This is a genomic window from Mesorhizobium sp. B2-9-1, assembly GCF_006439455.1.
GTDB lineage: Bacteria > Pseudomonadota > Alphaproteobacteria > Rhizobiales > Rhizobiaceae > Mesorhizobium.
The window spans coordinates 58,682-75,428 of record NZ_VFTP01000019.1; the positions used below are offsets into that span (position 1 = coordinate 58,682).

A 16,747-nucleotide genomic window follows, 5' to 3' on the forward strand; every position below is an offset into this window, starting at 1 on the left:
GGGCTAAGATAGGTCTGGAATGGATCGGGGCAACTCCGAATGGAGCGCCGAGCGACTTTTTAGAGCAATTCCGGGAAAAGTGTGAAACGGTTTTCCGCCCGCAATTGCGCAAAACAGGAAGATGGAGCGGTTCGCCATTTCAACGAAACGGTGAGCCGCTCTGGCGGCTCAGGCGGCGGACGTCGAATGCGCCCACTCCCAATAGAGCTCGCGCGCCTTCTTGGCCACCGGACCGGGCTGCAGGTCGCGGTTCTCGATGCGTGTGACCGGCACGACCTTGGAGTGGTTGCCGGTCGAGAATATCTCGTCGGCTTCGAGGAAATCGCGGACCGACAGCGTCTTCTCGGTGGTCCTGAAACCGTAGTCGCCGAGCAGGCTGATGGTGCGAGAGCGGGTGATGCCCGAGAGAAACGTGCCGTTTGGCGCCGGAGTCATCACATGGCCGTCCTTGACCAGGAAGATGTTGGAGGTTCCGGTCTCGGCGACATTGCCCAGCATGTCGAGCACCAAAGCGTTGTCGAAGCCGCGGTTCTTGGCCTCCAGGATGGCACGGCCATTGTTGGGATAGAGACAGCCGGCCTTGGCGTTGGTGGGCATGGTCTCGATGGTCGGGCGCCGGAACGGCGAGACGCCGATCGAAAAGCCGGATGGCGGGATCATCGGCGATTCATAGAGGCAGAGGCAGAACCGGGTCGAGGCCGGGTCGGCCGGGACGCCCATATAGCCGCCATGCTCGGCCCAATACATCGGCCTTATATAGACCGCCGTCTTGCCGTCGAATTTCTTCAGGCCGTCCCAAGTCAGCCCGACGATCTCTTCCGTCGTCATCGAAGGCTTCAGGCCAAGCGCGATCGCGGAGGCGTTGACGCGAGCGGAGTGCAGCTCGAGGTCGGGCGCGACGCCCTCGAACCAGCGGCCGCCGTCAAAGACGCTGGTGCCGAGCCACATGGCATGGCTGCGCGGTCCGAGAATGGCGACGTTGCCCTCGTACCAGTCGCCGTCCACATAGGTCCAAGTCGCGGTTTGCGCCGCCGCCGCCAGTGTCATGGTCGCCGTCCAATTGAGTGATTTCAGTCCGCCATAGGACGATGCTTTGACGGTTAGCGTCAATTGACATCGGGAAAAATCGTTGGGGCCAGAGGCACTTGGCCGCAATCAATGCTTGCGCGGCAAGCCTGCGCGCCGCAAAACTTGAGACATGCATCATGCGGCTTATGTCTTCGACGCCTATGGCACGTTGTTCGACGTGCACGCCGCCGTGCGCCGCCACGCCGGCGAGATCGGCCCGGACGGCCAGCTTCTCTCCGAAATCTGGCGCGCCAAGCAGCTCGAATATTCCTGGGTGCGGACGCTGATGGGATCATACGCCGACTTCTGGCAACTGACCGAGCAGGCGCTGGATTTCGCTTTGCGCAAGGTGCCCTCGGCCGATCCGGCGCTGCGGACGAAACTGCTCGAAGCCTATTGGCAGCTCGACTGCTATCCGGAAGTGCCCGCCGTGCTGAAGGCGCTCAAGGCGTCGGGCGCGAAGCTCGCTATTTTATCCAACGGCTCGCCTGAAATGCTCGACGCGGCGGTCAAATCCGCAGCGCTGGACCAGATCCTCGACGACGTGTTTTCGGTCGACGAGGTCAAACGCTTCAAGACCGACCCGTCGGTGTACGACATGGTAGTCACCGGCTGGCGGCTTTACCCCGGCGCGGTTTCGTTCCAGTCGTCGAATCGCTGGGACATCGCCGGCGCGACGAGATTCGGTTTTCGCACCGTCTGGATCAACCGGACCAACCAGCCGGACGAGTATCGCGACCTCCCGCCGGGGCTGATCTTGCCTTCGCTCGAAGGTCTCCTGGCGGAGGTCTGACGCCGCTGTTGCTGCAGGGCAACAGCTGTGGCTCGGTCACAGCTTCGCCTTTTTCTGTCCACCCTCAGGCCAGAATTGGAACCGCCTATCGCCGCCGACTGTTATGAATGCCGCCGCGACGTGCCCGCGGGTTCATGCTTTCTTGCGAATTAAGACCTAGAAAAGGCAACCATGTCAGACGCTTCCTTCCGCATCAGCCGCCGTGGCTTCCTCAATTTCACAGCCCTCGGCGCTGCCTCGGCCGCCGTGTCCGCCTGCACCACCACCGGTCCTGCACCAGCCCCCGTCCAGCCGCCGCCGCCCGCCTATGTCGAGCCGCCGCTCGGCGATTACGAGACGATGTATGGCGCGATGTCGGACAATGGCTTCGACCTGCCGGCCATCCCGGTCAACAAGATCGATCACAGATTCTTGCGCCAGATCGTCCCCGATCCGACCGGACAGCGTCCAGGCACCATCGTTGTCGATACCACCGGCCACTTCCTCTATCTGGTGCGCGAGGGCGGCCAGGCGATCCGCTACGGCGTCGGCCTCGGCCGCGCCGGCTTTGAATGGTCGGGCGACGCGGTCGTGCAGTGGAAGCAGAAATGGCCGAAATGGACGCCGCCGGACGAGATGGTCGCACGCCAGCCGGAACTGACGCAATTCAGCGCCAAGAATGGCGGCATGCCGGGCGGCCTGAAGAACCCGCTCGGGGCGCGTGCGCTCTATCTCTTCCAGGGCAATCAGGACACGCTCTACCGCCTGCACGGCTCACCCGAATGGTGGTCGATCGGCAAGTCGGTGTCGTCGGGCTGCGTGCGCCTGATCAACCAGGACATCATCGACCTCTACGACCGTGTGCCGACCAAGACCCCCGTGATCGTGACGGCCAATATCGGCGCGCCGGAAGAGAACATGCCGGAGCGCAAGGCCATTCCGATCGACAATGGCGTGCCGACGGGCTCTATCCTGCTCGGTCCGGTGAAGCGGCTCACCAACGAGATATTCTGACCCTGCGCCTAGGCCGGCGGTGCTTGGCCAAATATAGCCAGCACCGCCGCCGGGGCTGCGGTGAAAATCCATCATCCCGGCAGCCCGCATCGACACGCCGTGCCGTGCGGCTGGACCATACAAACTTTCAGCGGCGGATGTTCTAAGCTGGCCGGACTTCAGGCATTTTATGCTGCAAGGAGTCTTGCCATGTACACACCACCCGCCTTTCGCGACGACGATCATGAGAGCCTCAGGGCCACGATCTGCGCGGCGCGGCTGGCAATTCTGGTGACCGCCACGGCCGATGGGCCGCTGGCGACGCATCTGCCGCTTTTGCTCGATGAGAACGAGGGTGAGCATGGGGTGATCTACGGGCACGTCGCAAAGGCAAACCCGCAGTGGCACGTGCCGCCGCTGGGCGACGGCCTGGCGATGTTCATGGGCCCGGATGCCTATGTGACGCCGGCCTGGTACCAGACCAAGCAGGAGACCGGGAAGGTCGTCCCGACCTGGAACTATGTCGCCGTCCACGCCCACGGGCCGATCGAATTCTTCGAGGACGCCGACAGGCTGCTCGAGGTCGTGACCCGCCTGACCAACCTGCATGAAGGCGAGCGCGCCGCGCCCTGGGCGGTGTCGGACGCGCCGGCGGATTTCATCCAATCGCAGTTGAAGGGCATTGTCGGCCTGCGCATGCCGATTACAAAGCTCGAAGGCAAGCGCAAGATGAGCCAGAACCGCAACGCCGTTGATCGCGCCGGTGTCGTGTCCGGCCTGTCATCCAGCGACCGGCCTTCAGACCGCGAGGTCGCGCCGCTCATTTCAGTGTGAACGGCGCGGCGTCGGCCAACCGCCGCGGCTGCTTGAGTTCCGCAGCAAGTCAGGTGCAGACCCACTCGCGGATCTTGCACTCCTTGCTCTCGCCTCCGCACTGGGCTGTTGCCTTCTCCTCGGCTTCGCGGCGGGTCGCGGCTGATGCTGCACTCCAGAACGGCGTCGCCGCGCCACGGCTCTTGCCGACCGAGAGCGCCGCGCAGTGCTCATAGGGAAAGCCGGTGCCGTCATCATCGTCCCAATGGCGATGGTTGCGGAACACTTCGACCACCCGGCAGCCCTTGCCATCCGCATTCTCGCAATGCTTGAGCGCAATGTCTTCCGCTTCCTGCCGCTTGTCGGCGCCCCAGAAAAAGCCGTGACGGCCGTCGCCCGGCGAGTAGGCGATCGCGCCCCAGATGCCCTTTTCCTCGCCGGTCTGCGCCGGCGGCGACGGGGCGATCAGGTCAGCCGCGTTGCTCGCAATCGTAAGCCCGGCGAGCGCCGCAAGCAGCGGGATCGAAAGGCGGGGATTGATCAGCATCTTGGTGCTCCAGTTGCAGCTATTCAGCAATCGACTGTCATGCCCGGCTCTAGCCGCCCATGCGCGCGACCGAGACGACGATGCAAGTGTTGCCGGTTGGGACCAGCAGCGCCTGGCCGGCATTGTCGGCCAGGTTGAAAAGCATCGTGTTCGAAAGATTGTCCGCCAGCAGGCTGCCCTTCGGGAGCGTTCCGACGACTTCCTGGCAAGAGCGCGGGAATGGCGCCACGCGCATGAAACCACCCTCGCAGCTCTGGCCGACAGGCGAGGCAAAAACGACGCCCGCGGCCTGCGACTTGTAGTCCGGCAGGTTGTAGCTCATCCCGGCGACGGCCTGCACGGCATGGATGTCGGGTGAGGTTTTGTCCCATTGCGTCTGGATCGCATAGGTCGACCCGGCAGTCAGAGCCTGCCCCATCGCGGCAAAGAGATTGGCGCAGGTGCGGACACCTGCCTGCGCGACATGCGCCTGAAACGGATTCTTGTTTGCCGAGGCGTCGGCCGGCGCGGGCCCGGCTTCGGCCGGCTTGCCCTGCATTGGCGCCTGCGCCTGCGCGGAGGCCGTGCCAGCGACGAATGTCCCAAGCGCGGGATAGAGACGGAACGACAGGACCACCGCCGCCGCGACCAAGACCGCGAACGCGCCGAGCAGCGCCGTGTTTCGCGCCAGGCGCCAGCCTGGCGAACGCTGTGGCGGTGGACTTGCCGGCGGCTCCGGCAGCGCGACCGGCTGGGACTGTGTCAGGATTCTGTCCTCGATGGATTGGCGTGTCATCTCAAAGTCTTTCTAGTTGATGGCCGACAGCGCGGTCTTGAGTCCCTTGAACGGGGCATCGAGGCTGACGGTCGCTCCCGACGGCAGGGAATAGGAAACCTGGACCGTGGTCTCCTTGCCGATCTGCTCGCGAAGCACCGGGCCGACGGGCACATAGCCGACGCAGACCGACGCATCGCAACCCTGCAGTTGAACGTCGACCGGCTGTTTGCGGCCGGCAAATCGCAGCGAAAGCTTGCTGCCCGCACCTGCCGCGAGCGGGGTTCGCAAGATCATGAAGGGCTTGCCCTTCTCGTCCGCCGCGAGCGACCAGCTGAAGACCATGGCCTGGCCCTGGTCGATGAAGGACTGGCTGATGTTGCAGACCTTCTTCCTGGCCTGCAGGTTCTCGTCGCAGATCAGCGTCCAGTTCTCGAACGGGCGCGTGGTCCGCTGATATTGGCCAAGCTTCACGTCCGCGGGCACCGCGACGTCGGACGGCTTTATCCGATAGGCTGGCTGGGCCGCCTCCTGCCCGGCCGCGTGCGGGCCGGACAGAAGGAGGCAAGTCACGGATATCACGGCAAGGACCGTCTGCCTGGTCATCAACAGACTCAGTTCAGGGTGAAGCTGACGCCTGCGCCGACACCCCAGTGCCCGCCGGCCGTCGTACCGGACACGTTTGCCCGGGCCCTGCCATCCTCGCTGGTGTAGCCGGCACCGAACGCGACGGCGCCTTCGCCACGCCAGTAGCCGCCGCCGGCCGCCACGCTCAGCTTGCCCGGACGATCGTCGTAGCGCAGCGAGGCGGCCGCAAGGCCGATCGCCGCCGCCTGGCGCGCTTCGCCTCGAGCCTCGCTCATGTCCATGTTGAGCTGGCTGAGCTTGGAGTCGGTGTAGGCATTGGCCTGCTGCAGCGTGGTGGCCGCCACCTGGTTGGTGTAGGTCTTGGAGTTGTCGAGCGTGGTCGCCAGCCCAAGATTGAGTTGCTGGACGTTGACTGCATCGGTGTCTGCGGTGCCGGCGCCGACATTGTGGATGACGACGGGCGCATTCACGTCGCCGCCAACGAGCGTCACCGAGTTCGACTTCGAGCCGTCGGTGTTCTTGTCGTACTGGATCGCGAACTCGTTCAGATCGCCCACGCTTCCCTGCACGGCCTCGACGGCCTGATTGGTCGCATAAAGCTGACTGCCGTTAATGGCATCGGTCGAGGTATCGCTGATCCGTCCCGCGGCCACATTGGTGACGGTGCGCTCATTGCCGACGCTGCCGACACTCACCGTGCTCGTCGGAGCGGTTCCGGCGAAGGTATAGGCGACACCGTTTATCGTCGTGCCGGTGGTCGCGACCGCAGCCGCCGTCGTCGAGCCCGCGCCGAGCGCGACGCTGCCCGGCTCGTTGGCCGTGGCGCCGGCGCCAAGCGCCATCGATTGCGCGCCATTGGCGGTCGAGTTGGTGCCAAGCGCGATGCTGTCGGCCTGGTTGACGGTCGCTGTCTGGCCGATCGCGATGCCGCCAGGCGCGGTCTGCTGCACGATGGCGCCATTGCCCATGCCGATGCCGTTGTCGCCGTTGACGGTGGTGCGCGGACCGATCGCGACCGACTCGGCGCCGACAGCCAGCGAGTCGGAGGCGGTCGAATTGGCGTGGAAGTACATGGTTCCCGTCACCGCGAAGGAGCTCAGCGCGCCCTTCAACTGGCGAAGCGTGACGGCGTCCTGGTCCAGCGTGCCGTCGGCTACGTTGGTGATCTGACGATAGGATGTCGAGTTACCCACCGAGACGGCGCCGAGCAAGGTCATATCCGTGGTGTTGTAGGGGATGAGGCCGGTGCCAGAGAGGATCGATCCCGATGCTGGCGCCACCGCGCGGTCGGAAACCGAGCCGGAGCCGAGCGCCACGCCGTCGGTGATGGAGACCGTGGTGCCGCGGCCGAGCGCCAGCGAATTGGCGGCGGAGGCCGTCGCCTGGTAACCGAGCGCCGAGGAGCCAACCCCTTGCGCGAAGGCGTCCGTGACCGGAAGCGTCGTGTCGTTGGTGCGCACGTAGCGAATGCCGTCGCCATTGGCGTCGGTGTAGGCTGTCGACGTATCGCCGGCGAAATTATTGATCGTGTTGCCGAGAGTGGTGATGTCGGCGGTGTTGGCGGCGATGTCGGTGGTGTTCTGCGTCACTTGCTGGTTGGTCGCGAAAAGCTGCGAGCCGTTGACGGCATCGGTCGAGGAGCCGCTCAGCTGCCCGGCCGCGACGTTCTGGATCTGGCGCTCCGCGCCAACCGAACCGACCGAGAACGCGCCGGCCGGGGTTCCGCCGGCGAAGGTGTAGTTGACGCCGCCGATGACCGTGCCGCCGACATTGGTGGTGGCGCCGGTAACCGAATTCAGGCCGATCGACACGTCGCCGGTGTTGGTGGCGACGGCATTCGGGCCAATCGCGACGGAATCCGTCCCCAGCGCCTGGGAATCGGCAAGCGTCGAATTGGCGTGGAAATACTTGATGCCGCCGCCGGTGTTGATGTTGTTGATCGTGTTGCCGAGAGTGGTGATGTCGGCGGTGTTGGCGGCGATGTCGGTGGTGTTCTGCGTCACCTGCTGGTTGGTCGCGAAGAGCTGCGAGCCGTTGACCGCGTCGGTCGAGGAGTTGCTCAACCGCCCGGCCGCGACGTTCTGGATCTGGCGCTCCGCGCCCACCGAGCCGACCGAGAATGCGCCGGCCGGCGTTCCGCCGGCAAAGGCGTAGTTCACACCGCCTATCGTTGTGCCGGCGACCACCGTCGTGGTGCCGGATACGGAGTTCAGGCCGATTGCCACATCGCCGGCGTTGTTGGCCACGGCATTGGGGCCGATCGCAACGGAATCCGTCCCCAGAGCCTGGGAATCGGGCAGCGTCGAATTGGCGTGGAAATACTTGATGCCGGCGCCGGTATTGATGTTGGTGATCGTGTTGCCGATGTTGGCGATATCGGTCGTGTTCTGCGTTACCTGCTGATTGGTGGCGAAAAGCTGCGAACCGTTGATCGCGTCGGTCGAGGCGTTGCTGAGCCGACCCGCCGCGAGGTTGGTGAGGGTCCGCTCCGCGCCTGGAGCGCCGATGCTGACGGTCGAGGACGGCGTCGTGCCGGCGAAGCCGTAGGTTGTGGTTCCGATCGTCGTGCCGCTGGTGCCGACGGCCACGTCGGTCACCGAGCCTGAGCCCAGCGCCACGTCGCCGGAACTCGCCGCAGCGGTCGCGCCGTCGCCCAGCGCGACATTGCCGGCGAGACCGGCGGCGCCCGCTGTGGAGCCGTTGCCCAGCGCAACCGAGCCCTGCCCGATCGCCTTGTTGTTGTTGCCGATCGCGACCGCGCCTGCCGCCTGGTTGGCGGCAGTGGCGCTGGCCGTGCCGTCGCTGTTGGCGATGTTGTTGGCGCCGCCGGTGAAGGCGCCGGTGCCGCTGGCATAGCTCGGATCGCCGATGGAGACCGCGCCGTTGCCAAAGGCGGTGTTGTTCGCGCCGATGGAGACTGCCTGGCCGCCAGTCGCGACCGCGTTGGTGCCCATGGCAACCGCGTTGGTGGCATCGGCCTTGGCATTGTTGCCGACGGCGATGGCGCTCTGCGCCGACGCATTGGAACCGATGCCGAGTGCGGTGCTGGCGACCCCGCCGGCGCTGGCGCTGACGCCGGCAGCAAGCGAATTGTCTCCCGTCGCGTTGGATCCAGATCCGAATGAGGAGGAGTTTATGCCGCTGGCGACGGCCGTGTTGCCAACTGCCGTGCTGGCGGCGGCGCTCGCAACGGAGCTGGTGCCTACGGCGATGGCAGATTGAGCGCTCGCATTTGCGCCCAGTCCCAGCGCGGTTGCTTGCAACGCGGTTGCCGTGGCGTTGTTGCCGAGTGCGGTGGCGGACACGCCCGTAGCTTGGGCTCCCGAGCCCGCTGCCACCGAACCTACTCCGCTCGACACAGCTTGGTTGCCCAGCGCCAATGCGAAATCGGCCGAGGCATTGGTGCTGGAGCCGAGTGCTGTCGAGTTCAGTCCTGCCGCACTGGCCGACTTGCCCATAGCAACGGCGCTATCCTTGCTGGCGACGGCACCCCAGCCTGCGGCCGTGGCATAGTTGCCGCTGGCCGAGGAGCTGGTACCGAGGGCAGTGGAGTTCCCTCCCGAAGCAACGGAGAAGGTGCCCAAGGCGTTTGCGCCAGCCCCAGTGGCACTGGCGGTTACACCGAGCGCGACCGAATTGACGCCGCTCGAGACCGTGCCTTGGCCCAGCGCCATCGCGCCGCCGGTGCCCGTGGCTTTCGCGTTCAGGCCGATGGCAATCGCATATTGTGCCGACGAAACGGACGAACGTCCCATCGCAATTGCGTCGACCTGGGACGCCGTAACATCCGTGCCTATGCCGATGGCGCTCTGCGCCAACACCCCCGTTCCCGGAGCGGTGCGCGAGCCAAGATAGACGGAGTTGATCGCGGAGGCGATCGTTCCAAAGCCGATCGCGATGGCGTTTTGGTTGCCTGCACTGGCGTTGGTGCCCTCGGCAATGGAATCGGCTCCGTTTTGCACGGCTCCGGATCCAAACGCGATACCGCGCACGCCGTTTGCCGTGCCGCCGCCCCCGAAAACCTGTGCGAATGCCGGCGTGGCGATGCCGCCCAATGCGATCGCGCCCAGTGCCGCCGCAAGGATGTTGCCGGCGCCAAGCGTCCCCAGCCCCAGACCATTGCGGCGCATGCCAAGCACGCGATGCGCGTTGCGAAGCGCCGCCATCACGCGACGACGGAGCGAGCGGCTGTCGGTGGCGCCGGAGACCCAGTTTCCAGCAAATCGGGCCGATCCGCGCTGAGCGGTACGTTCTTGCCTGAGTTTCATTGCGAGAATGCCTCCTTTGGTGGGTCGCGCTCGATAACGGCAGGTTCCGCCGACCCTGCCGCCAAAGCGTGTCTGCTCGAAAAAGGGATGATCACATCGGCGCCGCGCGCGAGCAGCGCATGGCCCTGTTTCTCCCCGATCGCCTCGACGCGATCGAGCGTGTTTTCAAGCCAGGCGTCACCCGCCTCGGGCACAGCCTGGAGCGCCGTCGTGACCCGCTCGGCTGGGATCAGCCGCTCGAGATAGGAGCGCACCGCCGCCAGATGGACGGCGGGCGCGTCATGCGCGTGAACGACGGTCGTGAGGCCGTAGAGATAATGGGCCAGCAGCATGTCCTGCTTGGCCAGGGGCACGCCATTTCCATAGCGCTTCTCAAGCGTCCTCGATGCCGACTCCAGCCAATAACCGATCTCCTCGGAAAGGCTGCGGCGGATCGCCGTGTCGTCGCTCATGTCCCCTCGGCCAGCTAGAATCCGAATACCGGATTTGCTGCAGAAAGACAGGTTTTCAGAAGTTCGTATTCCAACAAATTGCTGTTTATCTGAAAATATACCGTAGATCTTCCATAGGTTAACGCAAAATTACTTTAGTAATACCTTTTATAAGCCGACCCATCGATAACCGCCGCCGGGATATCAGCTCTGCCTACCGGCCCGCGATCGAACCAACCTCTCCCGCACCTGCAACGGCGTCACGTCGCGATATTTCTTCATCGTGGTGGTGAGGTGGCTCTGGCTCGAGAAGCCGCTCAGATAGGCGATGTCGGTGATCGACATGCGCCTGTCGGCCAGCAGCTTCTCGGCAAAGTCGAGGCGAAGGGCAAGAACATATTGATGCGGCGTCACGCCGAACGTCTTGGAGAAAGCGCGGGCGAAATGGTAGGCTGACAACCCGCACACGGCCGCCATCTCGGCGAGCGAAAGCTTGCGCGAAAAGTTCTCGCTCAGGAATTGCGCCACGAGGCGAGCGTGGCCGAGCGACAGCCCACCTTTCGCGTTCAGCAGTGGCCGCCTTTCAGCAGGAATTTCCGAATACCAAGCTTGCAGATCGTCGTCGCGCCGCAACTTGGACTCCTGATGCTCAGCCCTCCGCAGCTTCGGCCCAACCTGAGCGGGCGCTTTTGGTTCCCTGGTCACAATAATTCGTGATCGCACGTGCTGTCGGCGCTATCCAGTTTGCCCCCCGGCAACAGCACGTCAAAGGCCATGATTTGGCGCGTCCGGTATTTCATGAAATTGCGGTTCTGCCGGAAAAGTTCCCTTGCGAAAAGTTTTAGCTGCCGCTGATGCGGCTCACCCGTCGACAGGTAAGATTTGATCGTCGGGAGGTAACGAGGACGGCTCTCAGGGGGCGGCGCATTTCCGTGACGGATTCGCGCGACGGCAAGCGGGTCTCGCCTGATATCAAAGGTTGCGGGGCGTGATTCGCGTCGCGCCAAGCGCGGTGCCGCCTCCCCGCTTCAACGGCCTCTCGCCAGGCTGCCCAAAATCCCGCGCACGATGGCGCGACCGACGGACGAGCCGACCGAGCGCACCACCGACTTGATGGCGGCTTCGGCAACGGTCTGGCGGTTTGAGGACCGCCGGTTGCCGGTCCCGAGGACATCATCGAAGCCCGGAATGGTCCAGCGCGAACCGCCGCTGTTCTGCTGCTGTGCCTGCGCCTCGGCGTCCTGCGCCTCCTTGGCCTTTTTCTGCAGCATTTCGAAGGCCGATTCGCGATCGACGGCCTCGTCATACTGGCCGGCGACCGGGCTCTCGGCGATGATCTTGCGGCGCTCGTCGGGCGTGATCGGTCCGAGCCGCGATGACGGCGGCCGGATCAGCGTACGCTGGACCATGGCCGGCACGCCCTTGTCCTCCAGCATAGAGACCAGCGCCTCACCGGTGGCGAGCTGGGTGATGGCGGTGGCGCAATCGAAATCGGGATTGGGCCGGAAGGTTTCGGCAGCGGTGCGCACCGCCTGCTGCTCGCGCGGCGTATAGGCGCGCAGCGCATGCTGGACGCGATTGCCGAGCTGGGCCAGCACCTTTTCCGGAATGTCCAGCGGGTTCTGGGTGACGAAATAGACGCCGACGCCCTTGGAGCGGATCAGCCGCACCACCTGCTCGACGCGATCGATCAGCACCTTCGGCGCGTCCTCGAACAAAAGATGCGCCTCGTCGAAGAAAAACACCAGCTTGGGCCGGTCGAGATCGCCGACCTCGGGCAACTCCTCGAACAACTCCGACATCAGCCAGAGCAGGAAGGTGGCGTAGAGCTTGGGATTCATCATCAATTTGTCGGCGGCCAGAACGCTGATCGCGCCGCGGCCGTCGCGCGTGGTGCGCATGATGTCGGCAATGCGCAGCGCCGGCTCGCCGAAGAAGTTCGCCGCGCCTTGGCTCTCCAGCACGAGCAGCGTGCGCTGGATGGCGCCGACCGAAGGCTTGGTGACATTGCCGTAGCGCGCGCTGAGCTGGTCGGCGCGATCGGCCATGTTGGCAAGCAGCGCCTGCAGGTCCTTGAGATCGAGCAGCAGCAGGCCTTCCTCGTCGGCGATGCGGAAGGCGATGTTCATGACACCCTCCTGCGCTTCCGTGAGGTTCATCAGACGCGACAAAAGCAGCGGCCCCATCTCCGAAATGGTAGCGCGAATCGGATGGCCCTGCTCACCGAACAGATCCCAGAAGATGACCGGGAATTCCTGGAACTGATAAGGATCGAGCTTCACCTGCTCGGCGCGCTTGACCAGGAAATCCTTGGCCTCGCCCATCATGGATATGCCGGAAAGGTCGCCCTTGATATCGGCGCAGAAGACAGGCACGCCGGCGTTGGAAAAGCCTTCGGCCAGGATCTGCAGGCTGACGGTCTTGCCGGTGCCCGTGGCCCCGGTGACGAGGCCGTGGCGGTTGCCGTAGCGCAGCAGCAGCTCTTCGGCGCGCTGATAGGAATCGTCGGGCTTGCGGCTGGCGCCGATGAAGATGCTGGTCTCGTCAACCATGTCCGGTCTCCGCAATCTGTTCCGCTCAAAGGCCTCACCCGAGGTATAGTAACGCGGGTCGCATGCGGCAATGCCCAGTCTCGATTTTGCGGCGCAGCGAATTTGGCCTTTGGCGCTTGCGGATTCGGCGCATGTTTGGCAATCGGTTGGCTGGCCGAGAGAACCCGGCCGGATGATGCATTGTGATATCCGGTTCCTGACCTTAGATTGGCCGGACCCGGATGATGCGGCCGAGAAGCGAGGAGAGCGATGGGCGCCGGCGCCTTGACCAGGGATGTCGACCTTCCGAACCCGGACGCCAAGCGTTGGCAGGCGCTGGCGGAAAAGGCGCTTGCCGGCGGTTCCTTCGAGGAGAAGCTCGTCTCCCACACCGATGACGGCATCCGCATCGAGCCGCTCAGCCAACGCTCGACGACCGCCGAGCCGTTGCCGCGCACAAATCCGACCGCGCCCTGGATCGTCAGCCAGCGCGTCGACGACCCGGATGTCGCCCGGGCCAGTGCGCAAGCCCTGGAAGACATCGCCCAAGGCGCCACCGGCCTGTCGCTTGTCTTCGAAGGTGCGCCGAATGCCTTCGGCTACGGCTTGCCGCGCACCGCGGAGGCGCTGGAGAGGGTGCTCGACGGCGTGCCGCTCAACCGCGTGCAGGTGCGCATCGACGCGCATCCGTGGAGTCGCGCCGTGGCCGACTGGCTGCTCGCTTTCCTGAGCCGCCGCCGCTCCGATCCGGCCAAGCTCAACCTTTCCTTCGGCATCGACCCGGCAGCGATCTTCGCCGGAACCGGGCGGCTGCGCACCTCGATCGAGGCGCTGCAGGAATCGATGCCGCAGTCGCTGGCGCATTTCTTCTCGATGGGCGTGCCGGGCGTGCTGCTCGAGGCCGACGGCCGCGTCTTCCATAATGCCGGCGCCACCGAGGCGCAGGAGCTCGGCTCGATGATGGCCTCCGTCGTGTCTTATCTCAGGATGTTCGAGAAGGCGCGCCAGCCGCTGGTCTATGCGGCGCCCTATATCGGCTTCGCGCTCAGCGTCGACCAGGACCAGTTCCTGTCGATGGCCAAGGTGCGGGCGTTGCGCAAGCTCTGGGCGCGGGTCCAGGAAGCCTGCTCTATCCCGGCCTCGACCGCCAGCATCCATGCCGAGACCTCGTATCGCATGATGGCGATGGCTGACCCGGAGACCAATATTTTGCGCACGGCGATCGCGGCTTTCGCGGCGGCAACCGGCGGCGCCGATTCGATCTCGATCCTGCCGCACACCATTGCGCACGGGCTGCCGGCCGGCTTTGCCCGTCGCGTCGCCCGCAACGCGCAGCTGATCATGGCCGAGGAGAGCCACATCGGCCATGTCGCCGATCCGGCCTGCGGCTCCGGTTCGGTCGAGGCGCTGACCAACGATCTCTGCGCCGCGGCCTGGGAAGAATTCCAGCGCATCGAGGCCGAGGGCGGCGTGCTCGCCAGCCTGCAGCAGGGCTATATCCAGAACCGCGTGCAGACGGCCGCCGCCAAGCGCAACGGCGCCTATCGGTCGGGCGAGCGCGGCATTGTCGGCACGACGCTTTACCGCGTCGGCAGCGAACGTCCTGTCGAGACGCTACCGCGGGAACGGCGTCCAGCCCTGACCGAAGGCGTGGCGACCTGCGAGCCGCTGTTTCCGGTGCGCATCGATCAGTCGATCGGAGCCGGATCATGATCCCGGATTTCAGCCAGATCGGCTGGTCGGAGCCGCGTCGCGCGCCGGTCGAGCTCAGAGGTCAGCGGATGACGCCGGAAGGCATCGCCGTAAAGCACATTTACGGCCAAGGCGATCTCAAGGGTCTTGCCAATCTCGACACCTATCCCGGCCTGCCCCCCTTCATGCGCGGCCCCTACCCGACCATGTATGTCCAGCAGCCCTGGACGATCCGGCAATATGCCGGCTTCTCGACAGCCGAGGAATCCAACGCCTTCTACCGACGCAACCTCGCGGCCGGGCAGAAAGGCCTGTCGGTCGCCTTCGATCTCGCCACGCATCGCGGCTATGACAGCGACCATCCGCGCGTCGCCGGCGATGTCGGCATGGCGGGCGTTGCAATCGATTCCATCCTCGACATGCGGCAGCTGTTCGACGGCATTCCGCTCAACGAGATGACGGTGTCGATGACGATGAACGGCGCCGTGCTGCCGATCATGGCGCTGTACATCGTGGCGGCGGAGGAACAGGGCGTCGCCCAGAACGATCTCACTGGCACCATTCAGAACGACATTCTGAAGGAATTCATGGTCCGCAACACCTACATCTATCCGCCGAAACCTTCGATGCGGATCGTGTCGGACATCTTCGCCTACACCTCCAGGCATATGCCGAAGTTCAACTCGATCTCGATCTCCGGCTACCACATGCAGGAAGCCGGCGCGACGGCCGATCTGGAGCTTGCCTACACCATCGCCGACGGCATCGAATATGCCCGCGCCGGCGTCGCCGCCGGCCTCGACATCGACCGTTTCGCGCCGCGCCTGTCCTTCTTCTGGGCGATCGGCATGAACTTCTTCATGGAGGTCGCCAAGCTCAGGGCCGCGCGGCTGCTGTGGTCGAACCTGATGAAGAAGAATTTTGCGCCGAAGGACGAGCGCTCGCTGTCGCTGCGGACCCATTGCCAGACCTCGGGCTGGTCGCTGACAGCGCAGGATCCCTACAACAACATCACCCGCACGATGATCGAGGCGATGGCGGCGACGCAGGGGCACACCCAGTCGCTGCACACCAATTCCTTCGACGAAGCAATGGCGCTGCCGACCGACCATTCGGCGCGGATCGCGCGCAACACGCAGCTCGTCCTGCAGAAGGAATCCGGCACCACGCGCATAATCGATCCGTGGGGCGGCTCGGCCTATGTCGAGCGGCTGACGCATGATCTGGCGGCGCGCGCGCTCGCCCATATCGAGGAGGTGGAAAGCCTCGGCGGCATGGCGGCGGCGATAGAGAAGGGTATTCCGAAGCTGCGCATCGAGGAGGCGGCCGCGCGTACCCAGGCGCGCATCGATTCCGGTGAGCAGGTGCTGGTCGGCGTCAACGCGCACCGGCCTGAAGCGGATATCGAGGTCGATGTGCTGAAGATCGACAATGCCGAGGTGAAGGCCAGGCAATTGGCGAAGCTGCAGCGGCTGAAAGGCACACGCGACGTCGCGGCGCTGGAGGATGCGCTGGCGGCGCTGACCCGTGCCGCCGAGGGCGACGAGAACCTGCTCGAATTCGCGGTCCGCGCGGCGCGCGCCAACGCTACCGTCGGCGAGATTTCGCTGGCGCTGGAGAAAGTATTCGGCCGCCACACGGCGGCGGTGCAGACGATCTCCGGCGTCTATCGCGAGGCGCTCGGCGACAACCCGGCGCTTGAGCGGCTGCAGGAGAAGATCGAAACGTTCGAAAAGAAAACCGGCGGCAAGCCGCGCATCCTGGTGGCCAAGATGGGACAGGACGGCCACGATCGCGGCCAGAAGGTGATCGCCAGCGCATTCGCCGATCTGGGCTTCGACGTGACCGTCGGGCCGATGTTCCAGACGCCGGACGAGATCGCGAAGCTCGCGGTGCAGCACGACGTCGACATCATCGGCGCCTCCTCTTTAGCCGCCGGGCACCTGACGCTGATCCCCGAGCTCAAGGACGCGCTGAGGAAGCTTGGCCATGGCGACATGCTAATCGTCGCCGGCGGCGTCATCCCGCCACAAGACTACGACGCGGTGCTGGCCGCAGGCGCGGCGGAGATCTTCCCGCCAGGGACCGTCATCCCGGAAGCGGCCAACCGGCTGATGGATCGGTTGTTGGGCGGCTGAGCGAGGGTTCGGTAATAGCGGCGGCGAGAGCAGGTCGCCGACGTCGCTACCGAAGCCGAGGCCAATGTCCGCGATTGGCCGAAGCATCGCCTCGCTTCGTCATCCACGGGCGGAGCAGGAGCAAAGCTCCGTCGCGCAGACCCGAGGATCCA

Annotated in this window: 13 protein-coding genes; 5 read left to right on the forward strand and 8 right to left on the reverse strand. The window is 64.9% G+C overall.

Annotated features, from left to right (window positions below; translation table 11 throughout):
- Positions 1-168: 168 nt before the first annotated feature.
- The gene (locus FJW05_RS23845; RefSeq protein WP_095767170.1) at positions 169-1,047 is read right to left on the reverse strand and encodes a branched-chain amino acid aminotransferase; all 879 of its coding nucleotides are present in this window, start codon (positions 1,045-1,047) and stop codon (positions 169-171) included.
- A 151-nt stretch (positions 1,048-1,198) separates the two neighbouring features.
- On the opposite strand from FJW05_RS23845, the gene FJW05_RS23850 reads away from it, so the two are divergent.
- The 3 genes from FJW05_RS23850 (at position 1,199) to FJW05_RS23860 (ending at position 3,667) form a co-directional block, all read left to right on the forward strand.
- Positions 1,199-1,861 (forward strand): haloacid dehalogenase type II, encoded by a 663-nt coding sequence (locus FJW05_RS23850; protein ID WP_140636179.1) that lies wholly within the window; start codon positions 1,199-1,201, stop codon positions 1,859-1,861.
- A gap of 171 nt (positions 1,862-2,032) precedes the next feature.
- Positions 2,033-2,854: a L,D-transpeptidase gene (locus tag FJW05_RS23855; protein ID WP_140636181.1), complete on the forward strand. Its 822-nt coding sequence runs from the start codon at positions 2,033-2,035 to the stop codon at positions 2,852-2,854.
- A 189-nt stretch (positions 2,855-3,043) separates the two neighbouring features.
- The gene (locus tag FJW05_RS23860; RefSeq protein WP_140636183.1) at positions 3,044-3,667 is read left to right on the forward strand and encodes an FMN-binding negative transcriptional regulator; all 624 of its coding nucleotides are present in this window, start codon (positions 3,044-3,046) and stop codon (positions 3,665-3,667) included.
- 49 nt (positions 3,668-3,716) lie between these two features.
- On the opposite strand, the gene FJW05_RS23865 is transcribed toward FJW05_RS23860, so the two are convergent.
- The 7 genes from FJW05_RS23865 to FJW05_RS23895 form a co-directional block, all read right to left on the reverse strand.
- Positions 3,717-4,193, reverse strand: a complete 477-nt coding sequence (locus tag FJW05_RS23865) for a DUF4189 domain-containing protein (RefSeq protein ID WP_140546124.1) — start codon at positions 4,191-4,193, stop codon at positions 3,717-3,719.
- A 49-nt stretch (positions 4,194-4,242) separates the two neighbouring features.
- On the reverse strand, positions 4,243-4,968 hold the full coding sequence (locus FJW05_RS23870) for a hypothetical protein (RefSeq protein ID WP_140636185.1): 726 nt from the start codon (positions 4,966-4,968) through the stop codon (positions 4,243-4,245).
- Positions 4,969-4,980: 12 nt separating this feature from the next.
- Positions 4,981-5,553 carry an invasion associated locus B family protein gene (locus FJW05_RS23875; protein WP_140636187.1) on the reverse strand — a complete coding sequence of 191 codons (573 nt, stop codon included), beginning with the start codon at positions 5,551-5,553 and terminating at the stop codon, positions 4,981-4,983.
- Positions 5,554-5,561: 8 nt separating this feature from the next.
- Positions 5,562-9,803 carry a YadA-like family protein gene (locus FJW05_RS23880; protein ID WP_140636189.1) on the reverse strand — a complete coding sequence of 1,414 codons (4,242 nt, stop codon included), beginning with the start codon at positions 9,801-9,803 and terminating at the stop codon, positions 5,562-5,564.
- Positions 9,800-10,255 (reverse strand): hypothetical protein, encoded by a 456-nt coding sequence (locus FJW05_RS23885; protein WP_140636199.1) that lies wholly within the window; start codon positions 10,253-10,255, stop codon positions 9,800-9,802. The genes FJW05_RS23880 and FJW05_RS23885 overlap by 4 nt, the downstream gene beginning before the upstream one ends.
- A 183-nt stretch (positions 10,256-10,438) precedes the next feature.
- Positions 10,439-10,867, reverse strand: a complete 429-nt coding sequence (locus FJW05_RS23890) for an AraC family transcriptional regulator (RefSeq protein ID WP_246673616.1) — start codon at positions 10,865-10,867, stop codon at positions 10,439-10,441.
- Positions 10,868-11,262: 395 nt separating this feature from the next.
- Positions 11,263-12,786: a helicase HerA-like C-terminal domain-containing protein gene (locus FJW05_RS23895; protein ID WP_140636203.1), complete on the reverse strand. Its 1,524-nt coding sequence runs from the start codon at positions 12,784-12,786 to the stop codon at positions 11,263-11,265.
- A 249-nt stretch (positions 12,787-13,035) separates the two neighbouring features.
- Between FJW05_RS23895 and FJW05_RS23900 the strand changes: the two genes are divergently transcribed.
- Positions 13,036-14,478: a methylmalonyl-CoA mutase subunit beta gene (locus FJW05_RS23900; RefSeq protein WP_140636205.1), complete on the forward strand. Its 1,443-nt coding sequence runs from the start codon at positions 13,036-13,038 to the stop codon at positions 14,476-14,478.
- Positions 14,475-16,595: a methylmalonyl-CoA mutase gene (gene scpA, locus FJW05_RS23905; protein ID WP_140636207.1), complete on the forward strand. Its 2,121-nt coding sequence runs from the start codon at positions 14,475-14,477 to the stop codon at positions 16,593-16,595. The genes FJW05_RS23900 and scpA overlap by 4 nt, the downstream gene beginning before the upstream one ends.
- Positions 16,596-16,747: the final 152 nt, after the last annotated feature.